This window comes from Nocardia heshunensis, from assembly GCF_054782115.1.
The window spans coordinates 1-15,282 of the sequence record NZ_BAAGTC010000029.1; the positions used below are offsets into that span (position 1 = coordinate 1).

Below are 15,282 nucleotides of genomic sequence, written 5' to 3' on the forward strand. Positions count from 1 at the left end.
GGTGGGTTCGGGGGTGGCGGGGGTGAGGGGCGGGTAGGTGGAGGTGTGGGGGGCCGACCAGTCGGCGGTGGGGCGTTCGAAGAGGGCTCGGGAGGGGCCGGTGGCTTCGGGGCCGGCTATGCGGGCTAGGCGGAAGCCTGCGCGGAGGTAGTAGGCGTGGAGGGCCTCGTTGGTGGTCCAGGCGTCGAGGCGGACCCAGGTTCGGTGTTTGCGGCGGGCTAGGCAGGCGGCGTGGGCCAGGAGGGATTCGCCTATGCGGAGGCCGGCGAAGCGGAGGTCGACGATCATGTAGTGGATGATCACGGCGTCGGCGAGTTCGCCGGGGGACCAGAGGTTTTCGTCGGCGCGGTCGTTGACGGTGATGGTGGCGGCGGGCTCGCCGTTGGCCTCGGCGATCCAGGTTTCGCCATTGCGGACGGCCTGGGCCACGGACCGGACGAAGGTCTCGATGGGGAGACCTCGTCCGGTCCGGGTCCACTGGTCGCTGCCGCGCGCGGCCAGCCAGTTCGTACGTTGCAGCCGGAACCGGGTGATGGTTCCCAGGTCCGAGAGACCGGCCGGGCGCAGGTGTGGGGTCATGGCGAGCCGGGTAGCAGAGAATTACCGAAGGAATGGGAATTTCCGGGCGGATTGGGAGAGCCCAGAGTTTTACGAATAATGTCCGTTCCTTCGTTGTCGCCCAATTCGTATGCCAATCGGTTGCGGGCAGCTGTGGAACGATGCCGGGTCACTCGCGTGATGCGCTCGTGGTTCGCTCCGATGCGCAAATGGTCGAGCAGGATCGTACCGGGACCGACCCCCAACAGCGCCGCTTCCTCCGCCGTGGCGGGTCGCGCGACGACGGTGTCGCGGTGCGCGGTCTCGGCGAAGCCGCGCTCGGCCAGCCGCCGCGTGGTGCCCTCCGGAATGTCGTGCGGAGCGTCGATTCCGGTGGCCTCGGCCAGATCTCGGGGATAGAAGCTGACCTCCCACGACCACGGTTCGTTGTCCAGGTACTGCATGATCGTGCGGGACACCACCCACTCGTCGCGCTCCACCCCCAGCCAGTGCGCCACCTCCTGACTGGCCGGTTCCATTCTGGCACTGAACTGTTTGGACGGCTGCCGCCCCGCCGCCCGCGCGATCTCCGAGAAGATGTCGTGCGCGGCCTTGGGCCGGTCCGGCCGAATGTGGTTGGTGACAACCGATTCCAGGACCTCTTGACTACGCACGATGGTGCCGCGCGAAGTCGCTGTGTAAACCAGGTTTTCGGCGACCAGGAGTTGAATCGCATTGCGGGCCGTCGTAATCGAGACCTGCATCTGCTCGGCCAACTCATTGTGACTCGGTAGTCGATCGCCCGGTTCCCACTTGCCGGCGCGGATCTCCTCGCGGAGGAGGTCTGCGATCCGTTGATATCTCGGACCGTCCGCCATCTCGCTCCTCGGTTGTTGCTTCAAGGCTGTGAAGTCTACTCCGGTGGTACTACTGCCGTGTAAGGCTTGACAGCAGCATTCTGAGGTTTATTGTAATGAACGTCCTGAATGCGGTGTTGTTATACGTCGAAGAACGCGAGGCAACGTGGCTGGTTCGGAGACATCAAACACGGTCGTCGTGGCATTGCCCGACGTGTCCTGTTCCTATGTGGACATGGAGGCGCAGCCACTGGCTTCCGGCCTATTGCCGACCTCCGACCTACTCCTGCGCGCTTGTCGCGGGCACCGGGTCATCGGCGGACCCCTACTGTGGTTCGCCCATGACCTCGCCGTGCTGCACGAGCGCCGAGTGGTCGGGCGGGGTGGCATCGGGCCGGAAACCGACCCGACCTCGATCATCGAAAACAAGCGCCGCCGAATCGAATTGGTCATGGCCATTGACGACTGGATCGTGCGCTCGGTTCCCCAGCATCGACTGGGTGCGACCTTGCATACCGAAACGGTCGGATCGGTCATCGATCGACTTGCCGAGGCATCGGTCCGTGCCCATCACGCGTTGATGACCCTTGACGCGAATGATGAAATGCTGCACGGCGCTTGGCACCATTTGGCTGAATTGTCCGACGCCTATGACGATCTCGTGCGCGATGTGCTCGCGGGTCGGCGTCGACTGCCCGCCTGGTAAATAGCGAACCCACTGTGCGGTCCGGGCCCGAGGGTGGCCCGGACCGCCAGCTGTTTTGTACTAATTCACTTCGGCAATCGCGGAATCGCGTCGGTGAGTAGTTTTTCCGCTTTGCCGCAAGCGTCCGGTGAATTCGAAAGATCGGAAACTCTGATCTTCAACTGCTCGCCATTGTCTTTTTCGGTCGGACGCACCAGATAGCTGAGCGAACAGTCACCGGGCGACTGCGCGCCGACGGCGAAGGTGGTGAACTCGCCCACCGGCACGGTGTCGTAGGCGAAGTCACCCCGGTCCGGACGCGACTCGTCGGTCAGGTCGACGCGGACCCAGCCCTCGCGGCCGATCGTCGTGCAGGAGTGCGGGGTGCGCTGATGATCGACGAGATCACCGGCGAGATCGTGAATCATGCTCTCCTGCACCACCGCACAGGGGTCCAGCCGCAGGATCGACGTCGCGGGCAGTTGACGCTGCGGCGCGTAATCGGTCAGCTGCTGGACCACCGCCAGCAGGGCCGCTTCGGAGGCGGCACAGGCGGATTCGGGCGGGGCGGCGGGGTCGAGCTCCTCGGCGGACATGCGCAGCGTGACCGGGACTGCCGACTGGGTGACGACCGCGGTATCGCAGGTGCTGCCCGCGGCCCCGGCGCTCAGGATGGGGGCCCACCCGGCGCTGCGGCCGGTCGGGGTCAGCTGGTCGACGCCGATCGCGTGATCGGGGATGTCGAAGGTGTAGTGGACCTTTCGCTGCGTGGAATCCACGACGGTGGTGGTGCAGCCGCCCTCCGGGGTGGACTCCGGATCGCCCGTGCGAGTGCCCAGCTTGCCCGCCACCGACTTGTCGATGACCGCGCAGACATCGAGCAGGCGCAGCTCCGCCGCCGACAGATCCAGGGACGGATCCTTGTGCGGCTGCGCGTGCCCGCCGGTGTCCGACGAGCCGCTCAGACTCCACACCGTGCCACCGACCACGATGAGGCCGACAGCGGCGGCCGCCGCGAATCCGACCGTGCGCCGACGGCGACCGGCCAAGCGCGCCAACTGGTCCCGATACCGGGTCTCCTGCTCACCGCTGGACGCCCACCACTCGGCATCCACCCGATGCGCCTCGATGAAGTCCAGAACCGGTTGCGGCCAAGCCGATTCCGTCGGGATGCGCTCGGCCTGCTCCAGCATCTGCCGCGCCGACGGGCGCTGCGCGGGATCGACCGCGAGGCACGACTCCACGAGTTTGCGGAGAGAATGCGGGATCACCTGGAAATCCGGCGAAGCGGACGCGGTACCGGTGGCGGCCAGGGTCAGCAGCATCCCGACCGCGTAGACGTCGGCGGCCGAGGTCACCGGCTGGCCCTCGACCTGTTCGGGGGCCTGGAAGGTCGGGCCCGCGGAACCGTCGGCGGCGCGCGGGCTGGCGACTCCGAAATCGATGACCTGCGGCCCCTCCGGGGTCAGCAGCACATTGCCGGGCTTGAGATTGCGGTGCACCAGCACCTCGCGGTGCACCTCGATCAGGGTGGTGGCCAGGCCGATCGCCAACAGCCGCAGCCCGGACAGCGGCAGTGGGCCGCAGCCGGCGATCACCGTCGCCAGATCCGGGGCGGGCACGTATTCGCTGGCCAGCCACGGCGTTTCGGCATCGGGATCACTGTCCACCACGGTCGCCGTGTACGCGCCCGTCAGCTGCTTGCCGGTCTCCAGTTCCCGCTGGAAGCGGGCGCGGAACTCCAGATCCTCGGCGTGCGCGCGGTGGATCTGCTTGACCGCCACCAGCTTCCCGGTCGGGGTCCGGCCCAGCAGCACCCGGCCCATACCGCCGGAGCCGATCACGGCGATCATGTGGTGCGGGCCGATCCAGCGCGGATCGTCGGGCAGCAGCGCCTTCATCGCGCACCCGCCATGATCGCGTACTGCGCCGCCGCCAGCTGCCGGACATCGGTGTCGGTATTGCTGTAAACCGTGGCCACATACTCGCCGCGGGTCACCACGCAGCGATATCTGCGGGCCGACAGCGATGTCGGGTCCGGCCGGGTCGCCTCCGAACAGCGGGCGCCGGGGAGGTCGCGGGCATTACGCATCCAGGTGTACTCCGAGTTCTCCGGGTCATCGGACAGCCAATTGGCGTACGACTGTGCGGTCTTCGAATCCCGCATCCGATACAGGTGTTTGTCGTGCGAGACCGCCAGGGCGGTCACGCCGTTGCCGGACAGGGTGGTCAACTTGCGGGCCGGTTCGGCGGACAGCGCCGAATACGCGCGAACACCGAAGGCGGCGAAGGACTTCGGATCCGCCAGCGGATCGCCGGTGCGCACCAGCCGGGTGAGCAGGCCGTCCGGGTCCAGCGCCACCGTGGCCGGATCCGGCACCGCGGCGGTATCGAAACCGGTCAGCTGCGCCACCTGCTTGCGGTAGGTGGCGGTTACCAGATCGGCCAGGCGTCCCGGATCGGGCTCCGGCAGCTCGGCGTACACCCGGATCACCACGTTCTTCCACGCCAGCAGACTGCCGACCGACGCGACACCCGGCCGCCAATGGCTCAGTGCGGACGGGAAGTCCGCCAAGGGAATCGGCGCGTTCTCCGGGCTCGCCTCGAAATCCACCCGGGCCATGTCCGCCGCGGCCGACGCGGCGGCCGGTTCGTCACGGAACGCGGTGAGAGACACGGCCAGATACTTCGAGGGCCCTTGGACATCGGCGGCCTTACTCGCCGCCGCCAGACCGAACGATCCGGCAACACCGAAGGGGCGGCCCGCGGCTCGCTGTGCCGGGGACAGCGTGGGCTCGCGCCAGCCGCGGTCGTCGGCGGACACCCCACCGCCGCGCATCGTCGTCAGCTCGGGATCGATATCGGCCGGAAAGACGATATGGTCGGCCAACCGCAGCGACTCGGCCAGAATTCCCCGCATCCGACTCGGCTGCCGATCGAAATCATTCTGGCCCGGCAGGGTCGAATACGACCCGTAATCGGTTGCCGCAGCATCATTCCCGCAAGCGGTGGCCACAACGAGCAGCGCGACACCCATTCCGGCAACCGACAATCGCCGGAACCTCAGACGCATGCGTTTCAACCCTCATCACCGGACAGCAGCGGGCCGCTGAACTATTCGATCCCGCACGCGCCGGACGGGCGGCGCTCGAGCCACAAGTTAGCACCGGTCCGGTGCTGTGTCATGTGCGGGCGAGGGGACTGAACTCGATGCCGCCGAACGGATTCGATTCAGCCCCGATAGCGGCGGTGGTCGGCGGAGAAATCGTCCGCGACCGTCGCCGCCAATTCCACGTAGGCGCGCTTCGTGGGCTTGCTCAGCCGATGCAGATCGATCTCCGCACCCTCACCCAGATGCGAGTCGTAGGGGATGATGTGGACCGCGCGGCAACGCGACAGGAAATAGTCGCGCAGCTGGTTGATGCCGACGCTGGGGGCGCCGGGACGCGGCAGGTTGATGACCACCACCGCATTGCGGACCAGGTGATCGTGGCCGTGCAGCGACAGCCAGTCCAGGGTGGCGGCGGCGCTGCGGGCGCCGTCGATCGCCGAGGACGAGATCAGCACCAGCGAATGCGCCAGATCCAGCACGCCCGCCATCGCCGAATGCATCAGGCCCGTACCGCAGTCGGTGAGGATGATGTTGTAGAAGCGCTGCAGAATTCGCGCGACCGCGCGGTACTCGTCCTCGCTGAACGCCTCCGACGCCGCCGGATCCCGTTCACTGGCCAGCACTTCCAAACGGCTGCTGCCCTGCGAGGTGTGGCGGCGCACATCCGAATACCGCTGAATATGCTCGTCCAGCAGCAAATCCCGGACCGTCGAGCGGGTCTGCAAAGGCACCCGCTGCGACAGCGTGCCGAAGTCGGGATTCGCATCCACCGCGATGACCCGGTCGCCGCGAATGGAGGAGAAAATCGAACCCAGGCCCATCGTGGTCGTCGTCTTACCGACGCCACCCTTCAACGACAGCACCGCGATCCGGTAATCACCGCGCACCGGCTGGCGAATTCGCGCCACCAACTCCTGCAGGCGACGCTCCTCCGCCGACATGCCCGGATTGATCGCACCACCGGACATATGGTGAACGGCCCGCCGCCAACCCGAATCCGGCGCCTTCTTGGCCTTGCGGAACGGCACATCATCCAGCGAAGGCGCGGTCCCGCCGGGACCGTTCGCACCCCACGCCTGCGCGCCGTACCCGCTCTGCCCCTGCGGGCCGGGGCCGTACTGGCCGGTCGCCGGACCGGACTGCGCACCCGGACCGTACTGTCCCGGTGCGAAGTTCGACGGGGCCACTGCCCCACCGGGATACCCCGCCTGCTGTTCCGAACCCGGCGCACCCCACGGGGCTTGGCCGACCTCGCCGGAGGGATAACCGGGCGCGGACTGCTGACCCGGTGCGGCCCAAGGCATCTGCCCGGGTCCACCGACGACGCCCTGCCCGCTACCGGAGCCGTCCTGACCGGTCGCGCCGGAGCCGTCCTGTGCGCCCTGGTAGGGCGCACCCTGCTGCTGGCCCGACCCGTTCCACGGCATCTGCTGCTGACCGGGTCCGCCCCACGGCGCCCCGGCTCCACCCGGAACCTGCTGGCCGGGCGTCTCCGAACCCCAATTCGATTGGCCCGGAGCCATATTGCCCGGCATACCCATGCCGTTCGGCGCGGTACCGACTCCGTGTGGCCCGGTCAGACCGGCAGCCGCAGCCTCCGACATTGGAGCGTTCGCCCACGGATTCGCATCCGGGTCGGCCGCCTCCTGTGCGGCGTCCGGCGCAAACGGATTCGGCTGCTGCTGAACCGGTCCTGCCGGATATCCCGGATTGGTGGCCACCGGTGCGGGGGCGGATTCAGGCGCATTCGGGACGGGACTCTGCTGGCCCTGGGCTACGCCCGGTACCGGCGGCTGCGGCGGCGTCCAATAGCCACCGACCGGTGCTTGCGCGCCAGAGTTCGGGACCTGCGGGATCGGGCCGGAACCCTGCGGGCCGGGACCCGGCACCTGTGGGACCGGACCGGATGTCTGCGGGCCTGCGCCCGGGAACTGCTGGGCCGGAACGGAACTCTGCGGCCCCGGGCCGGGAATCTGCGAGCCCGAGTTCAGCGGGGCCGGGCCGGAACCCTGCGGGATCGGCGGGGCCGGTGGCCGGAATGCGGGCTGAGCGGAATCGTCCTGCGGGATCGGGCTGTGCTGGCGAGGATCCGACGGCAGGGGGAGGGGGACCTCCACCGCGCGGTGGCGGCCCGGCGGGATCGGCTGCTCGAGTTCGGTGGCGTGGTTCGAACGGTCGACTGTCGCGTCCTCGATCGCCGGGGAGTCGATGCCGTGGCGATGCGCGCCGGAATCGGTGTCGACCGGCCGGTCCGGCGCCCCGGTCGGGGCACCGCCATCCGCGGTGGGGGCCTGCGGATTCGGGCCCGCGAGGGCGCCACCCAGGTTGGCCAGCTGTGCGTTCAGGAGGCTGTGGGCGGCCGCGGTGGTGTTCGGCACCGGCGCGAAAGCATCCCCGCTCACCGCGGGAGTACCGGCGGGCGGGGTGATGATGCCGGTACCGGTCGCATCCAGATCGCCCGGGGCGGGCGGCAGCGGCGGCTGCGAGATCTTCGTGGTCGTGCCGACCGGGTCGGGGGTGGTCGCGCCGACTTCACCAGGCGACGGCGGCAGCGGGGGCCGCCCGCTAAGAGTCGCCGAATCGGTTGCCGCCGAGCCGGATTCGCCGGGCGCATGCGGTAGCGGAACCCGGGTGGTCGGGTCCGACGGGGCCACGTGAGCCGGGGCGATCGCCGACGGACCGGCCGCGCGCGAGGCATCGCCGGACTGCACCGTCGCGGAGTCCGGCTGCGGAATGGGTGACGGCGGCAGCAGCGGAGGGGTGAAACCCGAGTTGCTCGGCTGCGGCCGCGAGTGCGCCGACTGGTCCGCCGGAACCTCGGGGACGGCGGGGCCGGACAGCCGCGGCCCGGCCGCACCGGAGTTCGGTCCCAGCAGCGGCGATTCCGGGACGACCGGCGGCTGCGAGAAGTGGCCGCCGCCGACGGCGGGAGTGGCAGTCGGCCCGAGCGGACCCGAATGCGGGCTCGGCTGAGCCGGTTCCGGGTTCATCGGAGGCCGGGAGAACTGACCGCCGTTCTCGGCAAGATCGGTCGGCGAGAGAGGGCTCGACTGCGGCACCTGTCGGGGCGGCTGCGCGGTGGCGGGCGGCTGGTCCGGAAGCCGTTGCTCCGCTTGGCCGTTCGGAACCGCGCCACCGGCGTTGGACCGATTCGGCCGCGCCGGAGGGAATCCGGTGCCGTTCGGCTGCGCCGCGGGGAAACCCTGGCTGTTGGGCTGCTGAGCCGGGAAGCCCTGGTTATTGGGCTGCTGCCCCTGGAAGCCTTGGCCATTGGGCTGTTGGTGCGGGAAGCCTTGATTGTCGGGCTGTTGTGTGGGGAAGCCTTGGCCGTTGGGGCGCGGAGTCGCGGGGGGCTGGCCGTTGGGGGCGGCGGACTGCGGGGTTGCGCCGTTCTGTGGAGTGCCCTGCGAGGGGAGATTGAAATGGGTGCCCGGCGCACGCTGCGGCATCGGGGCGCTCGGCTGCTGGGAAGCGGATCGGTCGGGCTCGGCGGACTTGGGCGCGGGGGGCGTGGAGCGGTCCGGGGCGGGAGTCGGGGTCGGCGACTTCGACTGCGGTGCCGGTTCGGGGGTCGACGACTTCTTGCGGCGCTCGCGATTGCCGAAGATGCGGCCCTTGGCCTTGGGGATGACCTCGTCCTGCGGGAGGTTCTGGACCGGGGCGGGCTCGTAGGCGGTGTCGGAGACCTCGCCCTCCGCCAGCCACGGCGGCAGCATGGGGAGGCCGTCGTTCTCGCGACTCACATCTACCCCCGGGTGCTCTCGACCGATCCAGCTGGACAGGGCGTAGTTTAGCGATCTCCGGCGACGGTGTGCCCGCTGTCCATGTTCACCGACGGGCGGCGGCTGCGGCCGGGGCGGCGTGGGCGGGCGAGTCGGGGCACGTCACAGCCCCCGTATTTGGCCGGATCTGGGGAAACGGGTAGGCTAGGCAGCTGGTGACTTACATAGTGGTTGTGGCATGTCTACGTGCCGCCCCCAGTGAGTATGTCACCGGGTTGGCCAGCGTGCACCACTAACTTCTGGGCCGACCAGCCGTAATGAGCTCGAGCCAACCAGGTTCGGCCTAACCGGGATCGCGGAGGATATGGCGAAGAAGGAAGGGGCCATCGAGGTCGAGGGCCGGGTTATCGAGCCGTTGCCCAATGCGATGTTCCGGATCGAGCTGGAAAACGGGCACAAGGTTCTGGCCCACATCAGCGGCAAGATGCGGCAGCACTACATCCGCATTCTGCCCGAAGACCGTGTCGTCGTGGAGCTCTCGCCCTACGACTTGACGCGTGGCCGCATCGTCTACCGCTACAAGTGAGTCACCCTCGCAGGGTGCATCAAGACTTCCGGGGCCGCTGAGTCCCGGGTTTTCCCCGGTCAAACCGGCCGGGGAAAAACTGTGTTCACGGCCAGTGAACACCAACCCAGATTGGATCTGACGTGAAGGTTCAGCCGTCCGTCAAGCCGATCTGCGAGAAGTGCAAGGTGATCCGTCGTCACGGTCGGGTCATGGTGATCTGCGAGAACCTGCGCCACAAGCAGCGTCAGGGCTGATTACCGCCAAGCACCGAACGCGGTTCGGATTGGCAGTAATAGAAGAACTCCCAGCTCCAGTCGCCGTCGACGAGTCCCGTAGGGGACGGACGGCGGCCTACCCCCGGTACGGAGGCCGGGGCCCCACTTACGAGGGGACGGACAGGGAGAAGACCTCCGCAAAAGTAAGGAATCGCCAAACATGGCACGTCTGATGGGCGTCGATCTCCCGCGCGAAAAGCGCATGGAGATCGCGCTGACCTACATCTTCGGCATCGGCCGTACCCGCGCCAAGGAGATCCTGGACCAGACCGGCGTCAGCCCGGACCTGCGTTCCAAGGACCTCAGCGATGACGACCTGACCAAGCTCCGCGACTTCATCGAAGCCTCGGACATGAAGGTCGAGGGTGACCTGCGCCGCGAGGTGCAGGCCGACATTCGTCGCAAGATCGAGATCGGCTGCTACCAGGGCATCCGCCACCGTCGTGGCCTGCCCGTGCGTGGTCAGCGGACGAAGACCAACGCTCGTACGCGCAAGGGTCCGAAGAAGACCGTCGCCGGCAAGAAGAAGTAGGGATAGCGCATGCCTCCGAAGAGCCGGGCCTCGGGCCCGAAGAAGACTCAGAAGTCGCGTCGCCGGGATAAGAAGAACATCCCGCACGGCCACGCGCACATCAAGAGCACGTTCAACAACACGATCGTGTCCATCACCGATCCCGAAGGCAACGTCATCTCCTGGGCGTCCTCGGGTCACGTCGGCTTCAAGGGTTCGCGTAAGTCGACCCCGTTCGCCGCGCAGCTCGCTGCCGAGAACGCTGCCCGCAAGGCGCAGGAGAACGGCGTCAAGAAGGTCGACGTTTTCGTCAAGGGCCCGGGTTCGGGTCGTGAGACCGCGATTCGCTCGCTTCAGGCCGCTGGCCTCGAGGTTGGCTCGATCTCCGACGTCACCCCGCAGCCGCACAACGGCTGCCGTCCGCCCAAGCGCCGTCGCGTCTAGCGGGAAAGGATTCAGATAAAAAATGGCTCGTTATACAGGCCCCATCACCCGCAAGTCGCGTCGTCTGCGCGTCGACCTCGTCGGAGGCGACCAGGCGTTCGAGCGTCGTCCTTACCCGCCGGGCCAGCACGGCCGCGCGCGGATCAAGGAGTCCGAGTACCTGCTCCAGCTGCAGGAGAAGCAGAAGGCTCGCTTCTCGTACGGCGTCATGGAGAAGCAGTTCCGCCGCTACTACGAAGAGGCGAACCGCCAGAAGGGTAAGACCGGCGACAACCTGCTGCGTCTGCTCGAGACCCGTCTGGACAACGTCGTGTACCGCGCCGGTCTGGCCCGTACCCGTCGTGGCGCCCGTCAGCTGGTCTCGCACGGCCACTTCGTCGTCAACGGCGTCAAGGTGAACGTGCCGAGCTTCCAGGTGTCGCAGTACGACATCATCGACGTCAAGCCGAAGTCGGCTTCCATGCTGCCTTTCCAGGTCGCGCGTGAGACCGTCGGCGATCGTCAGGCTCCGGGTTGGCTGCAGGTCGTCCCCGGCCGTCTGCGGATCCTGGTGCACCAGCTCCCCGAGCGTGCGCAGATCGATGTTCCGCTCCAGGAACAGCTGATCGTCGAGTACTACTCGAAGTAATGAGGTGCGCTTAGGCGCGCCGCTGGTTGCGGCCCTATTCCCTAGGGCCGCAACAGCTCCCAATCGTGAGCATCAAATGGTGGGTGCTCGAAGGAGGAAGAAATGCTGATTTCACAGCGACCGACGCTGACCGAAGAGGTCGTGTCCGAGAACCGGTCGCGGTTCACTATCGAACCGCTGGAGCCGGGTTTCGGTTACACCCTCGGCAACTCGCTGCGGCGCACGCTGCTGTCGTCGATTCCTGGTGCGGCTGTCACCAGCATTCGCATCGACGGCGTGCTGCACGAGTTCACCACGGTTCCGGGCGTGAAGGAAGATGTCACCGACATCATCCTGAACCTCAAGGGCCTCGTGGTGTCGTCCGAAGAGGACGAGCCGGTCACCATGTACGTGCGCAAGCAGGGTCCGGGCACCGTCACCGCCGGTGACATCGTCCCCCCGGCGGGCGTGACCGTGCACAACCCGGACATGCACATCGCCACCCTGAACGACAAGGGCAAGCTGGAGATCGAGCTCGTTGTCGAGCGCGGTCGCGGCTACGTCCCGGCCGTGCAGAACAAGGCGTCGGGCGCGGAAATCGGCCGGATTCCGGTTGACTCGATCTACTCGCCTGTTCTCAAGGTGACGTACAAGGTCGAGGCCACCCGTGTCGAGCAGCGCACCGACTTCGACCGGCTCATCCTGGATGTCGAGACCAAGAACTCGATCTCCGCGCGGGATGCGCTGGCGTCGGCGGGCAAGACCCTGGTCGAACTGTTCGGTCTCGCGCGCGAGCTGAACATCGAGGCCGAGGGCATCGAGATCGGCCCGAGCCCGGCCGAGGCGGACCACATCGCCTCGTTCGGTCTGCCGATCGAGGACCTGGATCTCACCGTGCGGTCGTACAACTGCCTCAAGCGTGAAGGCGTGCACACCGTCGGCGAGCTGGTCGCCCGCACCGAGTCCGATCTGCTGGACATCCGGAACTTCGGCCAGAAGTCCATCGACGAGGTCAAGGTCAAGCTGCACTCGCTCGGCCTGTCCCTCAAGGATTCTCCGGCTTCCTTCGATCCGTCCTCCGTCGTCGGCTACGACGCGGCCAGCGGCACCTGGAGCGACAGCGGCTCGTTCAGCGACACCGACAGCGGCGAGCAGGACTACGCCGAGACCGAACAGCTTTAGGTCATTCGGGGTGTAGCGCCCCGAATCGGCCTTCAACACAGGAGATTCAAACAATGCCCAAGCCCAAGAAGGGTGCCCGCTTCGGCGGGACGGCGTCGCACCAGAAGGCGATCTTCGCCAACCTGGCGACGGCGCTCTTCGAGCACGGTCGCATCACGACCACCGAGGCCAAGGCCAAGGCGCTGCGCCCCTACGCCGAGAAGCTCGTGACCAAGGCGAAGGGCGGCACCCTTGCCGACCGTCGCGAGGTCATGAAGGTGATCCGTAGCAAGGACATCGTCCACGCCCTGTTCGCCGAGATCGGCCCCTCGTTCGAGGGTCGTGACGGCGGCTACACCCGGATCATCAAGACGATCCCGCGCAAGGGCGACAACGCCCCGATGGCGATCATCGAGCTGGTTCGCGAGAAGACCGTGACCAACGAGGCCGATCGTGCCCGTCGTGTCGCCGCTTCTCAGAAGGCCACCGAGGCCCCGGCCGAGGCCGTGGTCGAGGATGCCGCCGAGGAGACCGTGGCTGACGCCCCGGCCGCCGAGGCCAAGGACGCGGAGTAAAACTCCGGTCCCGCGGACTTGATACGGGGTTTCAGGGGCTTCCCCTGAAACCCCGAAGGTCGAGAGCCCATGAGTGAGCCCGCCGTCCCCTCCGGGTCGGCGGGCTTTCTCCATGTTAACCAGGAGATCGCTGTGACCGTAGAGGTTCCGACGCCCGAACCGGTTTCGATTCGGGTACGGCTGGACATCAGCTACGACGGCACCGATTTCACCGGCTGGGCCCGTCAGCCCGGCCTGCGTACCGTGCAGGGGGTGCTGGAGGAGGCGCTGAGCAAGGTGCAGCGCGAGCCGATCCAGCTGACCGTGGCCGGGCGCACCGACGCCGGGGTGCATGCGGAAGGGCAAGTCGCGCACTTCGATACGCATAGCGAGGTGGACGGGCCCAAACTGGTGCATCGGCTGGCGCGGTTTCTGCCCAAGGATGTTCGGGTCAAGGCCGTCTCGCTCGTGCCGCCGGAGTTCGATGCCCGTTTCTCGGCGATCCGCCGCCACTACGCCTACCGGTTGACCACCGCCCCCTACGGCGCGGAGCCGCTGCAGGCCCGCGGTGTGGTCCCCGTACGGTCCGGTCTCGATGTCGAGGCCATGCGTGAAGCCTCTCGAAACCTGTTGGGCCTGCACGACTTCGCGGCCTTCTGCAAACGCCGCGAGGGCGCGACCACCATTCGTGAACTGCAGCGCTTCGATTGGGCCCAGGACGGCGATCTGCTCACCGCCTACGTCAGTGCCGACGCCTTCTGCTGGTCCATGGTGCGCAGCCTGGTCGGCGGCGTCCTGGCGGTCGGTGAGGGCCGCCGCACCCCGGCCTGGATCGCCGGTCTGCTGAACGAGCGTGAGCGTTCCAGCTCCGTCACCGTGGCCCCCGCGCACGGTCTGAGCCTCGTCGCCGTCGACTATCCCGCCGATTCCGAACTGGCGGCCCGCAATCTGCAGACCCGTGAGGTGCGCACCGTGCCGAGCGGCGAAGATTGCTGTGGCGGATAGGGTTTCGAACGCCGACGACGGGCTCGAGCCGGAGATCCGGCGAATGGAGTTGCGGTCCGGTCCGGAGCTGCCGCGGGCGGAGGCCTTCGAACGCTGGGAGGCCGGGATGATCGACACCTACTTCCCGCTGGCCGTCGCGCCGCTGCCCGCACCGGACTTCCACGGCCGGATCAGTCACGGGCGCTACGGCGACGTGGACGTGACGGGTATCGGATCCGCGCCGCAGCAGGTGCGCTTGACCGACGGCCTGATCGCGGCCGCCAATGACGAGTATCTGCTGGCGAGCGTGTGTGTCCGCGGGCGTGGCCGACTACACCTGGGCGACCGGACCGCCGAGATTCGGCCCGGTGAGATGGTCTTCTTCGGCAGTAGTCGGAAGCTGTTCTGGGAGTTCGACGCCGACTGGGAGAAGACAGTCCTGCAAGTTCCCGTGGCGAGCCTGCGGGAGCGCACCGGCCTGACCCTCGAGGATGTGCCGCTGGCGGTCACCCTGCCGAACGCTGGCGCCGCGGCGGTGGTCTCCCGGTTCTTCCGTGAGCTCGTCGGGTTGCAGGAGCGCGCCCCGGGGGCGGCGGCCCTGATCGGCGAACCCGCCTTGGATCTACTGGGCTCCGCTGTCCTGCTGGCGGGTGGCCGACGCCCGGGCCGGGCATCCGCCGATGCCCTGCTCCGCGAGCGCGTGCTGAGCTTCATGCGCGATCACCGCGCCGACCCATCGCTGTCGGTGGACCGGATCGCCCAGGGCTGCATGATCTCCCGCCGCGCCCTCTACCGAATCTTCGACGAATTCCCCGATGGCCCCGCGGCCGTATTACGCCGCATGCGCGTCGAGCGGGCCTGCGAATTGCTCGCCCACACCGACCTATCCGTACCGGCCATTGTTGCCGCATCCGGATTCACCGGCGAACGCCAGTTCTATCGCGCCTTCCGCACCGAAATGGGTACCACTCCCGCCGCGTTCCGCACCGGCGGGCACGCGCAGCCCTGACCCGCTCGGGGGCGCGAAGTTTCGGTCGCCGCCGGTGTCGTGCCTGGTCGAATATGCCTCGAGGGCGCGAAGTCTCGTCGTCCACGGCCTTTCGGTAGACGGTGGCAGACCGTTGGTGCATGAGCAAATCGAAGCGGAGCCGCGGCAGGCGCAAGGGCGGACATGGAGGCGGGCACCGGTCTGGTCAGGTGGTGTGGGAAGAGTCGGACTGTTCGGGATGCGGAGGCGAGGACCATGATCCATGGCGGGCGATCGA

At 67.7% G+C, this 15,282-nt stretch carries 15 protein-coding genes; 10 read left to right on the plus strand and 5 right to left on the minus strand.

Translation table 11 applies throughout. From position 1 onward, the window contains the following. A partial coding sequence (locus ACYVN4_RS42485) for a GNAT family N-acetyltransferase (protein ID WP_460729519.1) occupies positions 1 to 579 on the minus strand: 579 nt, incomplete at its 3' end. Further along, the gene (locus ACYVN4_RS42490; protein ID WP_460729521.1) at positions 576 to 1,415 is read right to left on the minus strand and encodes a GntR family transcriptional regulator; all 840 of its coding nucleotides are present in this window, start codon (positions 1,413 to 1,415) and stop codon (positions 576 to 578) included. The genes ACYVN4_RS42485 and ACYVN4_RS42490, both read right to left, overlap by 4 nt. A 331-nt stretch (positions 1,416 to 1,746) precedes the next feature. Between ACYVN4_RS42490 and ACYVN4_RS42495 the strand changes: the two genes are divergently transcribed. Beyond that, entirely contained in the window at positions 1,747 to 2,100 is a 354-nt protein-coding gene (locus ACYVN4_RS42495; protein ID WP_460729523.1) for a DUF4254 domain-containing protein, read from the plus strand. Positions 2,101 to 2,165: 65 nt separating this feature from the next. Here ACYVN4_RS42495 and ACYVN4_RS42500 read toward each other — a convergent pair whose 3' ends face one another. From ACYVN4_RS42500 to ACYVN4_RS42510, 3 genes are all read right to left on the minus strand, one after another. Further along, positions 2,166 to 3,980 (minus strand): serine/threonine-protein kinase, encoded by a 1,815-nt coding sequence (locus ACYVN4_RS42500; RefSeq protein ID WP_460729525.1) that lies wholly within the window; start codon positions 3,978 to 3,980, stop codon positions 2,166 to 2,168. Continuing rightward, entirely contained in the window at positions 3,977 to 5,152 is a 1,176-nt protein-coding gene (locus ACYVN4_RS42505) for a DUF7373 family lipoprotein (protein WP_460729526.1), read from the minus strand. The genes ACYVN4_RS42500 and ACYVN4_RS42505 overlap by 4 nt, the downstream gene beginning before the upstream one ends. A gap of 158 nt (positions 5,153 to 5,310) precedes the next feature. Next, positions 5,311 to 8,934, minus strand: a complete 3,624-nt coding sequence (locus ACYVN4_RS42510; protein ID WP_460729528.1) for a MinD/ParA family ATP-binding protein — start codon at positions 8,932 to 8,934, stop codon at positions 5,311 to 5,313. A 343-nt stretch (positions 8,935 to 9,277) separates the two neighbouring features. Here ACYVN4_RS42510 and infA point away from each other — a divergent pair, with 343 nt between their 5' ends. The 9 genes from infA (at position 9,278) to ACYVN4_RS42555 (ending at position 15,026) form a co-directional block, all read left to right on the plus strand. Further along, the gene (gene infA / locus ACYVN4_RS42515) at positions 9,278 to 9,499 is read left to right on the plus strand and encodes a translation initiation factor IF-1 (RefSeq protein ID WP_040804562.1); all 222 of its coding nucleotides are present in this window, start codon (positions 9,278 to 9,280) and stop codon (positions 9,497 to 9,499) included. A 122-nt stretch (positions 9,500 to 9,621) separates the two neighbouring features. Further along, positions 9,622 to 9,735, plus strand: coding sequence for a 50S ribosomal protein L36 (rpmJ, locus tag ACYVN4_RS42520; protein WP_033085975.1), 114 nt, complete (start codon positions 9,622 to 9,624; stop codon positions 9,733 to 9,735). A 181-nt stretch (positions 9,736 to 9,916) separates the two neighbouring features. After that, complete coding sequence (rpsM, locus tag ACYVN4_RS42525; protein ID WP_033085976.1) at positions 9,917 to 10,288, plus strand: 30S ribosomal protein S13; 372 nt, start codon at positions 9,917 to 9,919, stop codon at positions 10,286 to 10,288. Positions 10,289 to 10,297: 9 nt separating this feature from the next. Next, positions 10,298 to 10,711: a 30S ribosomal protein S11 gene (gene rpsK, locus ACYVN4_RS42530; RefSeq protein WP_067818955.1), complete on the plus strand. Its 414-nt coding sequence runs from the start codon at positions 10,298 to 10,300 to the stop codon at positions 10,709 to 10,711. A 22-nt stretch (positions 10,712 to 10,733) separates the two neighbouring features. Next, positions 10,734 to 11,339: a 30S ribosomal protein S4 gene (rpsD, locus tag ACYVN4_RS42535; protein ID WP_379353728.1), complete on the plus strand. Its 606-nt coding sequence runs from the start codon at positions 10,734 to 10,736 to the stop codon at positions 11,337 to 11,339. A 102-nt stretch (positions 11,340 to 11,441) separates the two neighbouring features. Beyond that, entirely contained in the window at positions 11,442 to 12,500 is a 1,059-nt protein-coding gene (locus ACYVN4_RS42540) for a DNA-directed RNA polymerase subunit alpha (RefSeq protein WP_033085978.1), read from the plus strand. A gap of 53 nt (positions 12,501 to 12,553) precedes the next feature. Continuing rightward, positions 12,554 to 13,054 carry a 50S ribosomal protein L17 gene (rplQ, locus tag ACYVN4_RS42545; protein ID WP_460729532.1) on the plus strand — a complete coding sequence of 167 codons (501 nt, stop codon included), beginning with the start codon at positions 12,554 to 12,556 and terminating at the stop codon, positions 13,052 to 13,054. A 69-nt stretch (positions 13,055 to 13,123) separates the two neighbouring features. Continuing rightward, complete coding sequence (gene truA / locus ACYVN4_RS42550; RefSeq protein ID WP_460729534.1) at positions 13,124 to 14,038, plus strand: tRNA pseudouridine(38-40) synthase TruA; 915 nt, start codon at positions 13,124 to 13,126, stop codon at positions 14,036 to 14,038. Continuing rightward, entirely contained in the window at positions 14,028 to 15,026 is a 999-nt protein-coding gene (locus ACYVN4_RS42555; RefSeq protein WP_460729536.1) for a helix-turn-helix domain-containing protein, read from the plus strand. The genes truA and ACYVN4_RS42555 overlap by 11 nt, the downstream gene beginning before the upstream one ends. The last annotated feature ends 256 nt before the right edge of the window (positions 15,027 to 15,282 follow it).